At 67.7% G+C, this 15,103-nt stretch carries 16 protein-coding genes; 9 read left to right on the top strand and 7 right to left on the bottom strand.

The annotated features are described in order from the left end of the window. Positions 1–5 precede the first annotated feature (5 nt). Entirely contained in the window at positions 6–413 is a 408-nt protein-coding gene (locus OG555_RS39935; protein ID WP_329478882.1) for a hypothetical protein, read from the top strand. Positions 414–425: 12 nt separating this feature from the next. Here OG555_RS39935 and OG555_RS39940 read toward each other — a convergent pair whose 3' ends face one another. The 5 genes from OG555_RS39940 to OG555_RS39960 form a co-directional block, all read right to left on the bottom strand. Then, positions 426–941 (bottom strand): DsrE/DsrF/DrsH-like family protein, encoded by a 516-nt coding sequence (locus OG555_RS39940; RefSeq protein ID WP_329478884.1) that lies wholly within the window; start codon positions 939–941, stop codon positions 426–428. 14 nt (positions 942–955) lie between these two features. Further along, positions 956–1,270 (bottom strand): TusE/DsrC/DsvC family sulfur relay protein, encoded by a 315-nt coding sequence (locus tag OG555_RS39945; protein ID WP_329478886.1) that lies wholly within the window; start codon positions 1,268–1,270, stop codon positions 956–958. Then, entirely contained in the window at positions 1,267–2,514 is a 1,248-nt protein-coding gene (sqr, locus tag OG555_RS39950) for a type III sulfide quinone reductase, selenoprotein subtype (RefSeq protein ID WP_329478889.1), read from the bottom strand. Before sqr ends, OG555_RS39945 begins: the two co-directional genes overlap by 4 nt. Before the next feature lie 61 nt (positions 2,515–2,575). After that, the gene (locus OG555_RS39955; RefSeq protein ID WP_329478891.1) at positions 2,576–2,992 is read right to left on the bottom strand and encodes an Hsp20/alpha crystallin family protein; all 417 of its coding nucleotides are present in this window, start codon (positions 2,990–2,992) and stop codon (positions 2,576–2,578) included. Continuing rightward, positions 2,937–3,848: a phosphatase PAP2 family protein gene (locus OG555_RS39960; RefSeq protein ID WP_329478892.1), complete on the bottom strand. Its 912-nt coding sequence runs from the start codon at positions 3,846–3,848 to the stop codon at positions 2,937–2,939. The genes OG555_RS39955 and OG555_RS39960 overlap by 56 nt, the downstream gene beginning before the upstream one ends. Before the next feature lie 182 nt (positions 3,849–4,030). On the opposite strand from OG555_RS39960, the gene OG555_RS39965 reads away from it, so the two are divergent. Both OG555_RS39965 and OG555_RS39970 read left to right on the top strand, forming a co-directional pair. Further along, positions 4,031–4,936 (top strand): lysylphosphatidylglycerol synthase domain-containing protein, encoded by a 906-nt coding sequence (locus OG555_RS39965; protein WP_329478894.1) that lies wholly within the window; start codon positions 4,031–4,033, stop codon positions 4,934–4,936. Continuing rightward, positions 4,933–5,571, top strand: a complete 639-nt coding sequence (locus OG555_RS39970) for a glycerophosphodiester phosphodiesterase (RefSeq protein WP_329478896.1) — start codon at positions 4,933–4,935, stop codon at positions 5,569–5,571. The genes OG555_RS39965 and OG555_RS39970 overlap by 4 nt, the downstream gene beginning before the upstream one ends. Positions 5,572–5,626: 55 nt before the next feature. On the opposite strand, the gene OG555_RS39975 is transcribed toward OG555_RS39970, so the two are convergent. Continuing rightward, a complete protein-coding gene (locus tag OG555_RS39975; protein ID WP_329478898.1) occupies positions 5,627–5,902 on the bottom strand; it encodes a DUF1876 domain-containing protein in 276 nt (91 codons plus the stop codon). Positions 5,903–6,057: 155 nt separating this feature from the next. Between OG555_RS39975 and OG555_RS39980 the strand changes: the two genes are divergently transcribed. From OG555_RS39980 to narI, 6 genes are all read left to right on the top strand, one after another. After that, a complete protein-coding gene (locus tag OG555_RS39980; protein WP_329478902.1) occupies positions 6,058–6,255 on the top strand; it encodes a hypothetical protein in 198 nt (65 codons plus the stop codon). Between the two features lie 241 nt (positions 6,256–6,496). Further along, positions 6,497–7,756 (top strand): MFS transporter, encoded by a 1,260-nt coding sequence (locus OG555_RS39985; RefSeq protein ID WP_329478904.1) that lies wholly within the window; start codon positions 6,497–6,499, stop codon positions 7,754–7,756. Further along, a complete protein-coding gene (locus OG555_RS39990) occupies positions 7,753–11,463 on the top strand; it encodes a nitrate reductase subunit alpha (protein WP_329478906.1) in 3,711 nt (1,236 codons plus the stop codon). Before OG555_RS39985 ends, OG555_RS39990 begins: the two co-directional genes overlap by 4 nt. After that, positions 11,463–13,091 carry a nitrate reductase subunit beta gene (gene narH / locus OG555_RS39995; protein ID WP_329478909.1) on the top strand — a complete coding sequence of 543 codons (1,629 nt, stop codon included), beginning with the start codon at positions 11,463–11,465 and terminating at the stop codon, positions 13,089–13,091. The genes OG555_RS39990 and narH overlap by 1 nt, the downstream gene beginning before the upstream one ends. Continuing rightward, on the top strand, positions 13,088–13,768 hold the full coding sequence (narJ, locus tag OG555_RS40000) for a nitrate reductase molybdenum cofactor assembly chaperone (protein WP_329478912.1): 681 nt from the start codon (positions 13,088–13,090) through the stop codon (positions 13,766–13,768). The genes narH and narJ overlap by 4 nt, the downstream gene beginning before the upstream one ends. Then, positions 13,765–14,478: a respiratory nitrate reductase subunit gamma gene (gene narI / locus OG555_RS40005; RefSeq protein WP_329478914.1), complete on the top strand. Its 714-nt coding sequence runs from the start codon at positions 13,765–13,767 to the stop codon at positions 14,476–14,478. Before narJ ends, narI begins: the two co-directional genes overlap by 4 nt. Here narI and OG555_RS40010 read toward each other — a convergent pair. Next, positions 14,445–14,960, bottom strand: a complete 516-nt coding sequence (locus tag OG555_RS40010; RefSeq protein WP_329478916.1) for a LiaF domain-containing protein — start codon at positions 14,958–14,960, stop codon at positions 14,445–14,447. The genes narI and OG555_RS40010 overlap by 34 nt on opposite strands. Positions 14,961–15,103: the final 143 nt, after the last annotated feature.

Genomic DNA, 15,103 nt, shown 5'->3' on the forward strand with positions numbered 1-15,103 from the left:
TCCCCATGACGACACATCCCGCCACGACACCCGTGGCTTCCAACCCGGTGTGGCGCGCGATCCACTGGGGCTTCGTGTCCCTGTTCGCCTCAGGCGCCTGCGTCCACGTCTACCTGGCCCTGACCACTCCCGACTCCTACCGCCCCTTCGCCGACGGCGCCCTGTTCGGCTGGGTGTACGACGGCTGGCAGAACATCTTCATGGCCGACCCGACGCTGTGGGCCTTGCTCCTCGCTGTGGCCGAACTGACCATCGCCGTACTCCTGGTCAAGAGCCCGCGCGCCGGGTACGTGGCGGTCATCGCCTTCCATCTGGCCCTGATGTGCTTCGGCTGGGGTTTCTGGCTCTGGTCCGTCCCCGCCCTCTGCTTCGCGATCCCGGCAGCCCGCCACGCCTCCCGGGCCGCCCGGTAGCACTCAACGCGCTCAGATGAAGATGATCTGGGCGCCGTCGGTCTTCTCGATGAAGTCGGCGGCGCTGATGATGCCTTCGACGTCGTCGGAGAGGTCGGACTCGTCGAGGTGCATCATGTCGGCAGACATCCGGCAGGCCCAGAGATGACCGCCGGAGGCGACGATCTGCTCGAGGAACTCCGGTACGTCGGGGACGCCGATGTCGTGGATCTGCTTCTTCATCTGGTGCGTGGCCATCGCGGTCATGCCCGGCAGGCCGCCGAGTCCTTGTGGCATATGGGTGGCGGTGTTGCCGAGCATGGTGAACTTCAGGTCGTTCATCCGCGACTTGGTGATCATGTCGAAGCCCCAGAAGGTGAAGAACAGGTGCGTCTCCACACCTTCGCCCAGTGCGGCGTTGGCCAGGATCAGGCCGGGGTAGGCCATGTCCAGGTTGCCCTTGGAGCAGATGATCGCGAGCTTGCGGCCTGCCGTCGCCTCATCCCCGAAGTCAGGAACGATCAGCGGCATGCTGTCGATGGTGGTCATCACATTTCCTTCTTTCACACACAACCGCGGGGCTTCGGCAGGCCGGCGACGTACGCCATCTTCTTGGCCGGTTTGCCGGGGAACAGGACGAAAAGCTGCTTGATCGGGATGCCGGCCAAGGTCGACACCCTGCGCAGGGTGGCGGTCTCCCCGTGCGACGGGTAGTCCGCACGCAGGAACCTGATCGCCTTCCAGTGCTCGTCGGTGAGCTCGATGCCGATCCGGCTCGCGAGTTCCACCGCCAGATCCTCGGTCCATTCGCCGTAATCCGTCAGGAATCCTTCGGAATCGACATGAATGGTGATGTCGCCAACGCTGACGACGGTCATGGTCGGACCTCCTCGTCCGGTCGATGTTTGCCGGTCATCGACATCCGGGCCGGCACCGGCAGCCGGCGGCCTGGCAGCAGCAGATGCCAGTAGATCCAGCGGAACGCGACCTTGCCCCAGTGGTTCGCTTTCGTCTCCCGGAGCAGGGACAACGGTCCGAATCCCAGCGGGAAGTGCCCGGGCAGCGGTTCGGTGTCGTAGTTGAAATCGATCAGCAGGGCCTTGCCGTCGCCGGTCTCGACGAAGCAGTTGGCATGCCCGTCGAACCGGTGGGTCATCGCGCGGCCTTCGACGTACTGGCAGAAGTTGTCGACCAGGATCTCGCTGGAGAAGTGCGCCACCGAGCCGGCCTTCGAGGTCGGGAGATCGTTGGCGTCGCCAATGGCGAAGACGTCCGGATACGCGGTGGACTGCAAAGTGTGCTTGTCGACCGGTACGTAGTTGAGCTCGTCACCGAGGCCGGACTCGCCGATGAAGTCCGCACCCATGTTCAGTGGGACGGTGACCAGCAGGTCGTAGCCGATCTCGCGGTCGTCGTAGCTGACCAGGGTCTTGCGCTCGGCGTCGATGCGCTCCACCAGGAAGTCGGTCTCCACCGCGATCTTCCGCTCGTCCAGCAACCGTCCGAGGTACCGCGACGCGATCGGCTTGGTGAAGGCGCCGTCCAGCGGCGTCACGTAGACGATCTCGACCTGGTCCCGGATGGCCTCGCGGCGGAAGTAGTCCTCGGCCAGGAAGGTGAACTCCAACGGAGCCACCGGGCACTTGATCGGCTGCTCCACGACGTGCACGACCAGCCTGCCCCCGGGGAAGTCCCGCAATGCCTCGCGCAGCGCGAAGGCGCCGTCGTAGGTGTAGAAGTCGTGGATGCTGCGGTGCCACTCGGGCCCGAGCATTCCGGGGGTCTGATCCGGCCGCGAGCTGGTACCGGTCGCGATGACGAGGTAGTCGTAGCAGACCACTCCCCCATCGGAGAGCCGGACGGCCTTCTGCTCCGGATCGACAGCGGAGATCTCACCGATGATGAACTGGATACCCTTCCTGAGCAGGCTCCGCCGTGGTCGCAGCACATCAGCGGCCTGATCACGCCCGAACGGGATGAACAGGAGTCCCGGCTGATACAGGTGGTCGCGATCGCGGTCGATCACCGTGATCCGCCACTCGTCGCGCGCCAACCGGCGCCTCAGCTTGTTGGCCACCGTCGTACCAGCGGTACCGGCACCGAGAATCACCAACCGCCTCATCACCATCACATCCCTTCGTGTGCCGGCCCGGCCTGGTTCACCAGGTCGGGCCGGGTCGGTGTCAGTCGGTGTGGTCGATCGTGATCGTGCGCGCCTCGGCGGGCTTCGCCGAGATCGGGACGGTCACCTCGAGGATTCCGGCCGTGTACTTGGCCACGACAGCCTTCTCGTCGGCTCCGTCCGGCAGCAGCACCCGGCGGGTGAGCGTGCCGTAGTGGAACTCCGAGCGGGTCCCGTCGTGCTCTTCTTGTTGACGAGTCGCGGAGATGACCAGCATCCCGTTCGCGACCTCGACCTTGACGTCCTTCGCCGGATCCAGGCCGGGCAGCTCCGCCCGGACGACGTACTTGTCGTCGTCGGTGAACTCCTCGATCCGGACGCCGCGCATCATCGCCGGCATAGTGAACAGACTCGGCAAGCCCTCAGCCCAGTCGAACAGGTCGGCGAACTGACGCCGGGGGTCCCTGTGTTGGATCATCGTCATGGTGTCTCCCTTCCGTAGCCTTCACCTCCACCACACCTCGCGCCGGAGCCGCACGGCAGGGCCCAATGCACTGGACCTCGCAGGCCTTCGGCCCTCCCCCCCGCCGGCGACCGGCGGAGCCGAACAGGCTCACGACGAAGAGACTCAGTAGGGCGATCACGCCGCCGACCAGGCCGTCGAACAGGTAGTGGTTGGCGGTCAGGACGATCGCGGCGAGCATCAGGACGGGCATCAGCCAGCCGAACAAACGCATGATCCGGTGACCGGCCAGACTGGCGACGGCGATCCCCATCAACAGGTTCCAGCCGAAGTGCAGGCTCGGCACGGCGGCGTACTGGTTCACGAACGCCGGCGGCTGCAGCACCCGGTAGGCCTCGGTCTCCTGCGTGACCGTGTCGATGAAGCCGTAGGCCGTCAGGAAGCGTGGCGGGGCGACCGGGAAGACGGCGAAGATCACCAATCCGATCGTCCCGGAGAGCAGCATCGCGTTCCGGAACGTCGGGTACGCGTCACGATGCCGGATCAGCAACCACAGCAACGTCGCCAGGAGCACCGGCCAGTGCCCATAGATGTAGATGTAACTGACCGTGTTCGCGATCCAGCCGTGCGTGGTGACGGCCGCCTGCAGCTTCGGCTCGACGAACACGCCGGTCCATCGCTCGAGGGCGATGACGCGCTCGGCATTCCGGTAGGCGACCTCGATCCTGGTCGCGATCAGGCCCCTGACACCGAAGTACAGCACGATGACGGCGGCGATCACGATCACCTCGCGGGCGATCTGGTGCGCACGACCGGTCCTTCGCAGCATCGATGTCTCGCGCTCGGCGACCATCAGCTCTCCCTCCACCACTCGTTCCACCCTTGCCGAGGCGACCGGGAGCGGCACAGGGCCATCCCTCCCTCGCTCGCTGGCAAAGGTCCACGACAGGCGTCACGATGCCGACCTTGAACGGGGCGGCTATCGTCCTGGCAAGGGACCGTCGGGCGCGGCGCCTGTCTCAGCGCCGTTCCCGGGCCCGGAAGGAAGCCGTCATGGACAAGGGCCAGAGGCACCTCGCGAGGATCGCGCGCTTCATCCCCACGATCGCGACGCACCGCGGCGTGCGCATCGCCGCGCTCGTGGCCGCCGTTGGGCTCTCGCTGTGGAATGTCGACCGCGTCCCGCACACCGTCCTGCTGCCCGCGGTGTTGGGCTTACTGCCGTTCGCGATCGGCAAGTACGTGCTGTGCCCGACGCGCTGGCACGCGATCTCGACCAGCGGCCGCCCGCGCCGGTGGCATCTGCGCGCCTACGCGGAGAGTGAGGTCCTCGGCCTGATCTCACCGTGGCATGCCGGAGCGGATCTGTGGCGCGTCCACCGGCTGGAGAAGATCGGCGTACGACGTGCCAGCGGGGTCGCCGAGGTCGCGCTGGACCGTTTCATCGGTGCCGTCGGACTCGTCGCCGCCGTGGTGGTCAGCGGGGTGACCCTGCCGTGGACCGTGCTCGCGATCGCCCTCGGCGCCGCGGCCGTGGTCCTCGCGGTCGCGCTCGTCGTACGACGTCGGCGTCCGCTCCTGGTCGGTCGCTGGCCCTGGCCGTCGGCGAAGGTGTTCGCGCTCGGCGTCGTCCTGTCGATCGGGTACCAGGCCACGATCCTCGGCCTGCTGGTCGGGTCCATCGACGCGGTCGGCGGATCCGTGTCGCCGCTCCACCTGATCGCGGTCTTCGGAGCCAGCCAGATCGCCGGTGTGCTCCCCGGCGTCCACGGGGCGAGTCCACGCGACGGCGCCCTGGTCGCCGGCCTGGCGTCGATCGGTGTCTCCTGGACAGCCGCCTTCGGCGCCGTCGCACTCACCGCATTGCTCTACTGGATTCCCGCGCTCCTGCTGGGCGGCACGTTCTTGTTCCTGCGCTGGCGCGGCTGGTTCACCGAGCCCGCACCGACGGCATCGTGACCCCGGAACTCGTCGTCGCGCATCGCGCGGGCAACGATCTCGGAACCCTCCGGTCAGCCCTCGATCTCGGCGCCGACCTCGTCGAGGCGGACGTGCACGCCTACCGGGGACGACTCGAGGTTCGGCACCGGAAGACCCTCGGTCCGTGGTGGCTGTGGGATCGGGGTGAGTTGGTCCGCCGCACGGACGTCCGACTGCTCGAGATCCGCGAACTGCTGGCCGCGGCCGCCGGCGATCCCCGTCTGCTGCTCGACCTGAAAGGGATCCATCCCCGGCTCGCCGCCCGCCTCGCGACCGTGCTGACCGAGGTCGTGCCGGCGGGCACGGTCACCGTGTGCACGCAGCACTGGTGGATGCTGTCCGCCTTCCGCGACCTGACGAACGTGCGGCTCGTGCTGTCGGCCGGCAGCCGCCGTGGGCTGCGCCGGCTGCGGTCCCGGCTCCGCGGACGACCGGCGTACGGCGTCTGCGTCCACCGGCGACTGCTCACTCCCGCGATCGTCACCGAGCTGCGGCGTGGGGCCGAGGTCGTCTTCACCTGGCCGGTGGACACCGATGACGCCCTGGCTGACGCTCGCCGCCTCGGCGTCGACGCAATGATCGGGAAGAACCTGAGCGTCCTCGGCGTGCCCTGATCGCGGCGGGCCCCTCGAAAGGCCCGCCGGACAGGACCGGTACCCGGGCCTGCGGTCAGCTGTGCAAGTGGATGTGCTCGTGAGTGATCTGCTCGATGTCGGAGGTGGCGGCGTCGAGCAGTTCGTGGGCCAGGCTCGACAATGCGCGGGCGACGGCGAGTTCGTCGCCGATCTCGGCGATGTCGGTGTCGCCCGGGTTCCGGCGGGCGGTTCCCCGGCCGACGAGTTGGGTCTTGTCGTTGGTGTGCAGCCGGGCCTCCGCGTGGGTGGTCCGCTCGTCCTCGTGCTCGTCGATGAAGATCTCGACGCTCCAGTGCCTGCTCGCGATCATGATGCTCGCCCTTCCGATCGATGGACCCCTTCGTGCCATCGTCCGCAGGTGCCGCCTGGCGCGCCAGGGCCGTCCGGTCCACCCCGGCGGGAACTTCTGCCCTGTCGTACGGTCGCGAGCCGGCGTGTGCTGGAAGTAGAAGAAGGGAGCCGGCCATGAAAGACATCGAGAAGGCCCGCACACAGCGCGACGCGAAGCGCACGGTGGCCAGCCGGCGGACGACCGGATCGGCACACCCCGACCAGAGCATCGTGCGCCACCTCGGCGTCGAGGTCTACCGGGAGAGCCACCGCCGTGACAAAGAAGCGGACAAGCCGCCGGCAGAGCCGACCGAACCGCCGCCGGGCGACTGACTTCGCTCAGTTCACCGGCACTCGGGCCCGGGCAACGGCCGGGTTGCGCATGCTCAGCAACGACGTACCGACTCCGTAGGTGAGGAAAAGCCCCTCGGTAGCCGGACGACCCCTGGCGCGCCGGCCGTTGAGAGATCACTTGCCGGGCCGTTCGGCGCAGCCCGGCGGGACCGATGGCCCTGGGACGACCGTGTCGCGCCGCGCGACGATCGAGGCCTGACTTCGGCGCGAGGAGCCTGCGATGAACGGAAGCGACGTCGATCGCCCGGCAGAGAGAGCTGAGCGAGCGCCCTGGGTGATGCTGGCGGTTGCGACCGTGGGGTTCGCGGTCAACTTCTGGGCCTGGGCGCTGCTGAGTCCGCTCGGGCCGTTGTTCCGGACCCAGGGCACACTCGGCCGGCTGTCCGAGTCGGATGTCGCGCTGCTGGTCGCGGTACCGGTGCTGGTCGGCTCGCTCGGCCGCATTCCGGTCGGTGCCCTGACCGACCGGTTCGGCGGGCGGGTGATGTTCCCGTTGGTCACCGCCGCGACCATCGTGCCGATCCTGTTCATCGGCTTCTTCGGGCTCGACTCGTACGGCGCGCTCCTGATCGGCGGCTTCTTCCTCGGCATCGGCGGCACCACCTTCGCGGTCGGCGTGCCCTTCGTGAGTGCCTGGTTCCCGCCCGAGCGCAAAGGTCTCGCTGTCGGCATCTTCGGCGCGGGCATGGGCGGTACGGCGATCAGCGCGCTGACCACCGTGAAGCTGTACAGCAATGCCGGCCACCGGGTTCCGTTCGTGATCACGGCCTGCGTCATGGCCGGGTACGCCGTACTGGCGTGGCTGGTACTGCGGGACGCGCCGAACCGGCGCCCGGCGCAGGGATCGTTCGTGACCCGGCTGGTGGCGAACGCCAAGCTCCCGATCAGCTGGCAGGCCTGCATCTTGTACGCCGTGGCGTTCGGCGGCTATGTAGCCTTCTCGGTCTACCTGCCGTCGTACCTGAAGACTGCGTACGACCTGAGCGCCGCCGACGCGGCGAACCGGATGGCCGGCTTCGTCGTGGTCGCCGTCCTGATGCGACCGCTCGGCGGCTGGCTGTCGGACCGGTTCGGACCGGTGCCCGTTCTCGCCGGCTGCTACGCGATCGTCGCCGGGGGCGCGGCGGTCGCCGCCACCACGCCCCTGCTCGAGCACGTCGGCACCGCCGCGTTCCTGTCCATGGCCGCCGCTCTCGGCGGTGGCAGCGGAGCCACTTTCGCACTCGTCGCGAAGGTCACCGACCCGGCCCGGGTCGGCGGCGTGACCGGCCTCGTCGGTGCGGCCGGCGGCCTCGGTGGCTTCGTCCCCCCGCTGATCATGGGCTACGTCTACGGCCGCACCCAGTCGTACGGCATCGGCCTGACGTTGCTGTCGGTCACTGCGGCCTTGACGTTGCTGCTGACCCTGACGATCGTGAGAAGGACGGCCGACCCGACGCGTCAGGAGCACCGCACAGCGACTAGCGAGGGAGCTGCATGAGCACTGGGGACGGCTCGAAGGACGCCTCGGCCATCGGCCTGGATGGCGGGCTCAGCGAGGCCCTGGTCCGGACTCGGCGCTACTTCACCAGGGGCGTGGTCTCCGACGACCTGCGCACCCTGCACAAGATCGGTGGCCGGAGCGCCGACGACTTCTACCGGGATCGCTGGAGTCATGACAAGGTCGTGCGCTCCACCCATGGGGTGAACTGCACCGGCTCCTGCTCGTGGAAGGTGTATGTCAAGGACGGCATCATCACCTGGGAGACGCAGCAGACCGACTACCCCTCCGTCGGTCCCGACAAGCCGGAGTACGAGCCCCGCGGTTGCCCACGCGGTGCCGCCTTCTCCTGGTACACCTACTCCCCCACGCGCATCCGCTACCCCTACATCCGTGGCGTGCTGCTGCAGATGTACCGCGAGGCCAAGTCCCAGTACGGCGGCGATCCGGTCGCCGCCTGGGCGCACATTGTCGACAATCCAACGCTCGCACAAAAGTACAAGTCCGCCCGTGGCAAAGGCGGACTGGTCCGGGCGACCTGGGACGAGGCCACCGAGCTCGTCGCTGCCGCGTACGTGCACACGCTGAAGAAGTGGGGACCCGACCGGATCGCCGGGTTCTCGCCGATCCCGGCGATGTCGATGGTGTCGCATGCCTCGGGCGCCCGGTTCACGTCGCTGATCGGCGGCACGATGCTGTCGTTCTACGACTGGTACGCCGACCTCCCGGTGGCCTCACCACAGGTGTTCGGCGACCAGACCGACGTACCCGAATCCGGAGACTGGTGGGACGCCGGCTACCTGATCATGTGGGGTTCGAACCTGCCGGTCACCAGAACGCCGGATGCGCACTGGATGGCCGAGGCGCGCTACCGCGGCCAGAAGGTCATCGCGGTGTCACCGGACTACGCGGACAACGTGAAGTTCGCTGACGAATGGTTGCCCGCGGCACCTGGAACGGACGGTGCGCTCGCGATGGCGATGGGACACGTGATCCTGAAGGAGTTCTTCGTCGATCGCGAGACGCCGTACTTCACCCGCTACGCCAAGACCTACACCGACCTCCCCTACCTGGTCCGGCTCGATGCCGTAGGCAACGGTGTGCACCGGCCGGGCAAGTTCCTCACCGCGGCCGATCTCCCGGACCTCCCGGAGGAGAACGCCGACTTCAAGACCGTGGTGCTGGACTCGGCCACCGGCCGGCCCGTCGTACCGAACGGTTCGCTCGGTCACCGCTTCGGCGAGGCCGGCCAAGGCAAGTGGAATCTCGACCTTGGCCCGGTGGATCCGGCGCTGTCGCTGGCCGGCGGGGACGCCGAGCCTGTGCAGCTCCGGCTGCGGCGGTTCGACACCGGTGACGGGGCGGCCGGTGACCTCATCCGTGGCGTCCCGGCGCGGCGGATCGGCGGACACCTCGTCACGACGGTTTACGACCTGATGCTCGCCCAGTACGGCGTCGCCCGCCCCGGACTGCCCGGCGACTGGACCAGTTCGTACGACGACCTCGCGCCGTACACTCCGGCTTGGCAAGAGCGCATCACCGGTGTTCCGGCGGCTGCGGCTGCCCGCATCGCGCGCGAGTTCGCGCAGAACGCCGAGGACTCCCGCGGCCGCTCGATGATCGTGATGGGCGCCGGCACGAACCACTGGTTCCACTCCGACACCATCTACCGCGCGTTCCTGGCGCTGACCACGCTGACCGGCTGCCAGGGTGTGAACGGCGGCGGCTGGGCTCACTACGTCGGGCAGGAGAAGTGCCGCCCGATCACCGGCTGGGCTCAGCTCGCGTTCGGGCTCGACTGGTCGCGGCCGCCACGGCAGATGATCCAGACCGCCTACTGGTACCTGCACACCGATCAGTTCCGCTACGACCCGTTCGGTGCGGACACGTTGGCCGCGACGACGGGACAGGGACAACTGGCCGGGAAGACCACCGCCGACCTGATCGCGCTCAGCGCCCGGCTCGGCTGGATGCCGTCGTACCCGACGTTCAACCGCAATCCGCATGACCTCGCCGACGAGGCGCAGGCCGCGGGACGACCGGTCGCCGAGCACATCGTCGACGAGCTCAAGACCGGAGCGCTCCGCTTCGCCTGTGAGGACCCGGACTCGCCCGAGAACTTCCCGCGGATCCTGTCGATCTGGCGGGCCAACCTGCTCGGCTCGTCGGCCAAGGGCAACGAGTACTTCCTCGAGCACCTCCTCGGTGCCGGCTCGTCGCTGCGAGCCGGCGAGGCACCGGCAGGCAGCCGCCCGCGCGAGGTGGAGTGGCACGACGAAGCACCGCGCGGGAAGCTGGATCTCCTGCTGACGCTGGACTTCCGGCAGACCAGCACGACACTCTTCTCCGACGTCGTCCTGCCGGCGGCGACGTGGTACGAGAAGCACGACCTGAACACCACCGACATGCATCCGTTCATCCACTCCTTCAACCCCGCGATCGCGCCGCCGTGGCAGACCCGCACCGACTGGGACGCGTGGCAGACGATCGCGGAGAAGTTCAGCGAGCTCGCCCAGGAGCATCTCGGCGTACGCCGCGACGTCGTCGCCGTACCACTCCTGCACGACACGCCGGACGAGCTGGCGAATCCGCACGGCATCGTTCGCGATTGGAAGGCCGGCGACTGCGACCCGATCCCCGGCGTCACGATGCCGAAGCTCGTCGAGGTCGAACGCGACTACGGTGCCGTTGCCGCCAAGATGTCGGCCCTCGGCCCGCTGATGGAGAAGCTCGGCGCGACAACCAAGGGCGTCACCTACGATGTGACCGAGCCGGTCGACTACCTGCGCGCGAAGAACGGCGCTGTCCGCGGCGGCCCGGCCGACGGCCGGCCGACACTGAAGCGCGACGTCCACGCCTGCGAGGCGATCCTGGCCCTGTCGGGTACGACGAACGGCCGCCTCGCCACCGAGGGCTTCAAGACACTCGAGACCCGGGTCGGCAAACCCCTGCACGACCTGGCCGCGGAGCACGAGGGAAAGCGCATCACGTTCGCCGACACCCAAGCCGCTCCGGTGCCGGTCATCACCTCTCCGGAGTGGTCGGGCTCAGAGACCGGCGGCCGGCGGTACTCGCCGTTCACCATCAACGTCGAACGGCTCAAGCCCTGGCACACGCTCACCGGTCGCCAGCACTTCTTCCTGGACCACGACTGGATGGCAGAGCTCGGCGAGAACCTGCCCGTGTACCGTCCACCACTCGACATGGGCGCACTGTTCGCCGAACCGGAGATCGGCTCGGTCACCGAGCACGGCGTGACGGTTCGCTACCTGACGCCGCACAGCAAGTGGTCGATCCACTCGGAGTACCAGGACAACCTGTTCATGCTGTCGCTGTCGCGCGGCGGCCAGACGATCTGGATGAGCGACAAGGACGCCGCCAAGGTCGGCATCGCTGACAACGACTGGATCGAGGCGGTCAACCGCAACGGCGTCGTCGTGGCCCGCGCGATCGTCTCGCACCGGATGCCCGAAGGCACGGTGTATATGCATCACGCGCAGGACCGGCTGATCGACGTACCGATCGCGGAGACGTCGAAGAAGCGCGGCGGAATCCACAACTCGCTGACCCGGCTGCTGATCAAGCCGACACATCTGATCGGCGGGTATGCCCAACTGTCCTTCGCCTTCAACTACCTGGGGCCGACAGGGAACCAGAGAGACGAGGTCACCGTGATCCGGCGGCGCTCCCAGGAGGTGACCTACTGATGCGAGTCATGGCGCAGATGGCGATGGTGATGAACCTCGACAAGTGCATCGGCTGCCACACCTGCTCGGTCACCTGCAAGCAGGCCTGGACCAACCGCCCCGGCACCGAGTACGTCTGGTTCAACAACGTCGAGACCCGGCCCGGCCAGGGCTATCCACGGACCTACGAGGACCAAGAGACGTGGAAGGGCGGCTGGACGCTCACCATGCGCGGCCGGCTCACGCTCAAGGCAGGTGGGCGGTTGAAGAAACTCTTGACCATCTTCTCCAACCCGAAGATGCCGTCCATCCAGGACTACTACGAGCCCTGGACCTACGACTACGCGACGCTGACCGACGCGCCCGCCCAGCAGCACACGCCGGTGGCCCGGCCGAAGTCGCTGATCTCCGGGCAGAACATGAAGGTGTCCTGGTCGGCGAACTGGGACGACGATCTCGGTGGGTCCGCCGCGACGGCAGAGCGGGACCCGGTGCTGAAGAAGGTCGGCGACAAGGTCAAGTTCGAGTTCGAGCAGACCTTCATGTTCTACCTGCCGCGGATCTGCGAGCACTGCCTGAACCCGTCGTGCGCCGCGTCCTGTCCGAGCGGCGCCATCTACAAGCGGTCCGAGGACGGCATCGTGCTCGTCGACCAGGACCGCTGCCGCGGCTGGCGGATGTGCATCTCCGGTTGCCCGTACAAGAAGGTCTACTTCAACCACCGCACCGGCAAGGCGGAGAAGTGCACGTTCTGCTTCCCGCGGGTGGAAGTCGGCCTGCCGACGGTCTGCTCGGAGACGTGTGTCGGCCGGCTGCGCTACCTCGGCCTGATGCTGTACGACGCCGACAAGGTCCTGGCCGCCGCGTCGACACCGGACGAGCACGGACTCTACGAAGCCCAGCGGGACGTGTTCCTCGATCCTTCGGACCCCGACGTACGACGCGAAGCCGAGCGGGCCGGGATCCCGCACGACTGGATCGAGGCCGCTCGACGATCGCCCGTGTACGCATTGATCAACCGCTACCAGGTCGCTCTGCCGCTGCATCCGGAGTACCGAACCCTGCCGATGGTCTGGTACATCCCGCCCCTGTCTCCCGTCGTCGACGTCGTCAGGGAGACCGGCGAGGACGCCGAGAAGCGGGAGAACCTGTTCGCCGCCATCGACGCGTTGCGGATTCCGATCGAGTACTTGGCCGAGTTGTTCACCGCAGGCGACGTACAGCCTGTCGATCTCGTCCTGCGCAAGCTCGCCGCGATGCGCTCGTACATGCGTGACATCAATCTCGGCCGCGACCCCGACGGCGGCATCCCCCACGCGGTCGGCATGACCGAAGAGGACATGTACGACATGTACCGGCTGCTCGCACTGGCCAAGTACGACGAACGCTACGTGATCCCACCGGCGCACGCCGAGCAGGCGCACGCGCTGGAAGAGTTGGCGACCGAGTGCTCGCTCGACTACGAAGGTGGACCGGGCATGGGTGGATCGGGCCCGTTCGGCGAGGGTTCCGGCGTACCGACCCCGATCGCGGTCGAGAACTTCCAGATGCTGAAGGACCGGCAGACCGCCGACCGGGTCAACCTGCTGAACTGGGACGGCAAGGGCAAGCCGGACGGCCTCTTCCCACCGAAGGCCGATCAGCCATGAAGTACCCGAACCCGCAACTGCCCCCTCGCGACCTCACCATCGCCTGGCAGGCAGCATCGCTGCTGCTCGACTACCCCGATGACGAACTGCTCTCACGGCTGCAACTCATCCAGCAGGGAGCGGCCCAACTCCCCCCGACCGTCGGGGATCCGCTGCGCGCCACCGCTCAAGAGCTCGCATCCGAAGACTTGTCCACGCTCCAGCAGCGGTACGTCGACACGTTCGACAACCGGCGACGGCACAACCTCTACCTGACCTACTTCGCCCACGGAGACACCAGGCGTCGTGGAGTCGCACTCTTGCGCTTCAAGCAGACCTACCTGCGGTCCGGCTTCGTGCTGGACGATACCGAGCTGCCCGATCACCTCTGTGTGGTGCTGGAGTACGCGGCGACCGTCGACCAGCGACTCGGGTGGCGCTTGCTGATCGATCATCGCGCGGGTCTCGAGATCCTCCGGCTGGCTCTCGCGGACGCCGGGTCCGCCTGGCACGGCGCCGTACAAGGGATCACCGCGACACTGCCGCCGCTTGCCGGTGACGAGCGCGCCGCGATCGACCGCCTCGCCGCCGAAGGCCCACCGCAGGAGGAGGTCGGACTCACGCCGTACGCGACACCGGCCTTCGATCCGGCGACCCAACCGTTGCCAATGCCAACGTTTCCCGGAGCACGCCGATGAGCGAGTTCCTGTGGGTGGTCTATCCCTACATCTGCCTGACGATCTTCGTGGCCGGGCACTTCTGGCGCTACCGCTACGACAAGTTCGGCTGGACCACCCGGTCCTCGCAGCTGTACGAGAACAGACTGCTGCGCTGGGGCAGCCCGCTGTTCCACTTCGGCATCCTGGGCGTGTTCCTCGGGCACGTGATCGGTCTCGGCGTACCGAAGTCCTGGACCGAGGCGGTCGGCATCTCGGAGGGTCTCTATCACTTCCTCGCCGTCTCGATCGGCGCGATCGCCGGCTTCTGCACGGTCGCCGGCCTGGCCATCCTCATCTACCGCCGCCGCACGGTCGGACCGGTGTTCTCGGCAACCACCCGGATGGACAAGGTCATGTACCTGTTCCTCGCCACCGTCATAGTGCTCGGCCTCGTGAACACGGTGATCGCGAACATCTTCGGCCACTACGACTACCGCGACGGCGTCTCCATCTGGTTCCGCGGCCTGTTCCGCTTCGACGTCCACCCCGACCTGATGGCCGCGGCTCCCCTGACCTTCCAGCTCCACGGCCTCGTCGCCATCACCCTCTTCGCCCTCTGGCCCTTCACCCGCCTGGTCCACGTCTTCAGCGCCCCGCTCGGCTACCTGACCAGGCCCTACATCGTCTACCGCAGCCGCGACCAGCAGACCGCCACTCACTCTCCGCGCCGCGGCTGGGACAACCCCTGACGACCCTTGGCCCTAAGGGTCGCGTCGCCTGGCTCATTCGCCACCGCGACCCCGCCGAACATCGCGACCGCGTTGACGAGGAGGACGGGTGCTTCGGCCGGCAGCGGCTCGTCCTGGCTGGTCTTGTCCTCGACTCCCCCGAAGATCGGCGTGCCTGACAACGCGAGCCGCCACCGCTTGGGCACCAGAACGTCGATACCACCGAAGAGCGCGAAGCAGTCGACTGTCGCTTCCTCGTCGATCTGAGCCTCTCGCAGGTCGAGCGTGACCGCGCCGAACACCGCCGTGGCATCGGCACTCGTCAGATGCTCAACCGTGGTCTTGGTCTCGCCGAACATCGCGAACGAACTGGCGTCCCGCGCTCGACCGCCGTACTTGCGGAACAGACCGAACCCAACGGCGACCCCGACGACCGCGCCAAGACCGAGCAGTATCGGCCGTAGTCGCCTCCGAGCGGGCTCCAGGTGAGGCGTTCGTGTCATGAGGCACCCTTTCCACTCGACTCCACACTCCCGCTGGACCCGCCCCGGCGGCAGGGTCGGTTGTCCCCGCTGTGTCAGGACCTGCGGCCCTGGGTGGCGAGTGCGCCGCGACAGAACCTGGGAGCGGACGGCGGAGGTGACGC

The sequence above is a fragment of the Kribbella sp. NBC_01484 genome (genome assembly GCF_036227145.1).
Taxonomy (GTDB): Bacteria; Actinomycetota; Actinomycetes; order Propionibacteriales; family Kribbellaceae; genus Kribbella.

Excerpts from the sequence above, each read along its gene's own strand:
- OG555_RS39980 (WP_329478902.1), top strand. The coding sequence starts at position 6,058 with ATGAAAGACATCGAGAAGGCCCGCACACAGCGCGACGCGAAGCGCACG.
- OG555_RS39965 (WP_329478894.1), top strand. The coding sequence starts at position 4,031 with ATGGACAAGGGCCAGAGGCACCTCGCGAGGATCGCGCGCTTCATCCCC.
- OG555_RS39940 (WP_329478884.1), bottom strand. The coding sequence starts at position 941 with ATGACCACCATCGACAGCATGCCGCTGATCGTTCCTGACTTCGGGGAT.
- OG555_RS39985 (WP_329478904.1), top strand. The coding sequence starts at position 6,497 with ATGAACGGAAGCGACGTCGATCGCCCGGCAGAGAGAGCTGAGCGAGCG.
- narJ (WP_329478912.1), top strand. The coding sequence starts at position 13,088 with ATGAAGTACCCGAACCCGCAACTGCCCCCTCGCGACCTCACCATCGCC.
- narH (WP_329478909.1), top strand. The coding sequence starts at position 11,463 with ATGCGAGTCATGGCGCAGATGGCGATGGTGATGAACCTCGACAAGTGC.
- OG555_RS39990 (WP_329478906.1), top strand. The coding sequence starts at position 7,753 with ATGAGCACTGGGGACGGCTCGAAGGACGCCTCGGCCATCGGCCTGGAT.
- OG555_RS39955 (WP_329478891.1), bottom strand. The coding sequence starts at position 2,992 with ATGATCCAACACAGGGACCCCCGGCGTCAGTTCGCCGACCTGTTCGAC.
- OG555_RS39975 (WP_329478898.1), bottom strand. The coding sequence starts at position 5,902 with ATGATCGCGAGCAGGCACTGGAGCGTCGAGATCTTCATCGACGAGCAC.
- sqr (WP_329478889.1), bottom strand. The coding sequence starts at position 2,514 with ATGAGGCGGTTGGTGATTCTCGGTGCCGGTACCGCTGGTACGACGGTG.
- OG555_RS39935 (WP_329478882.1), top strand. The coding sequence starts at position 6 with ATGACGACACATCCCGCCACGACACCCGTGGCTTCCAACCCGGTGTGG.
- OG555_RS40010 (WP_329478916.1), bottom strand. The coding sequence starts at position 14,960 with ATGACACGAACGCCTCACCTGGAGCCCGCTCGGAGGCGACTACGGCCG.
- narI (WP_329478914.1), top strand. The coding sequence starts at position 13,765 with ATGAGCGAGTTCCTGTGGGTGGTCTATCCCTACATCTGCCTGACGATC.
- OG555_RS39945 (WP_329478886.1), bottom strand. The coding sequence starts at position 1,270 with ATGACCGTCGTCAGCGTTGGCGACATCACCATTCATGTCGATTCCGAA.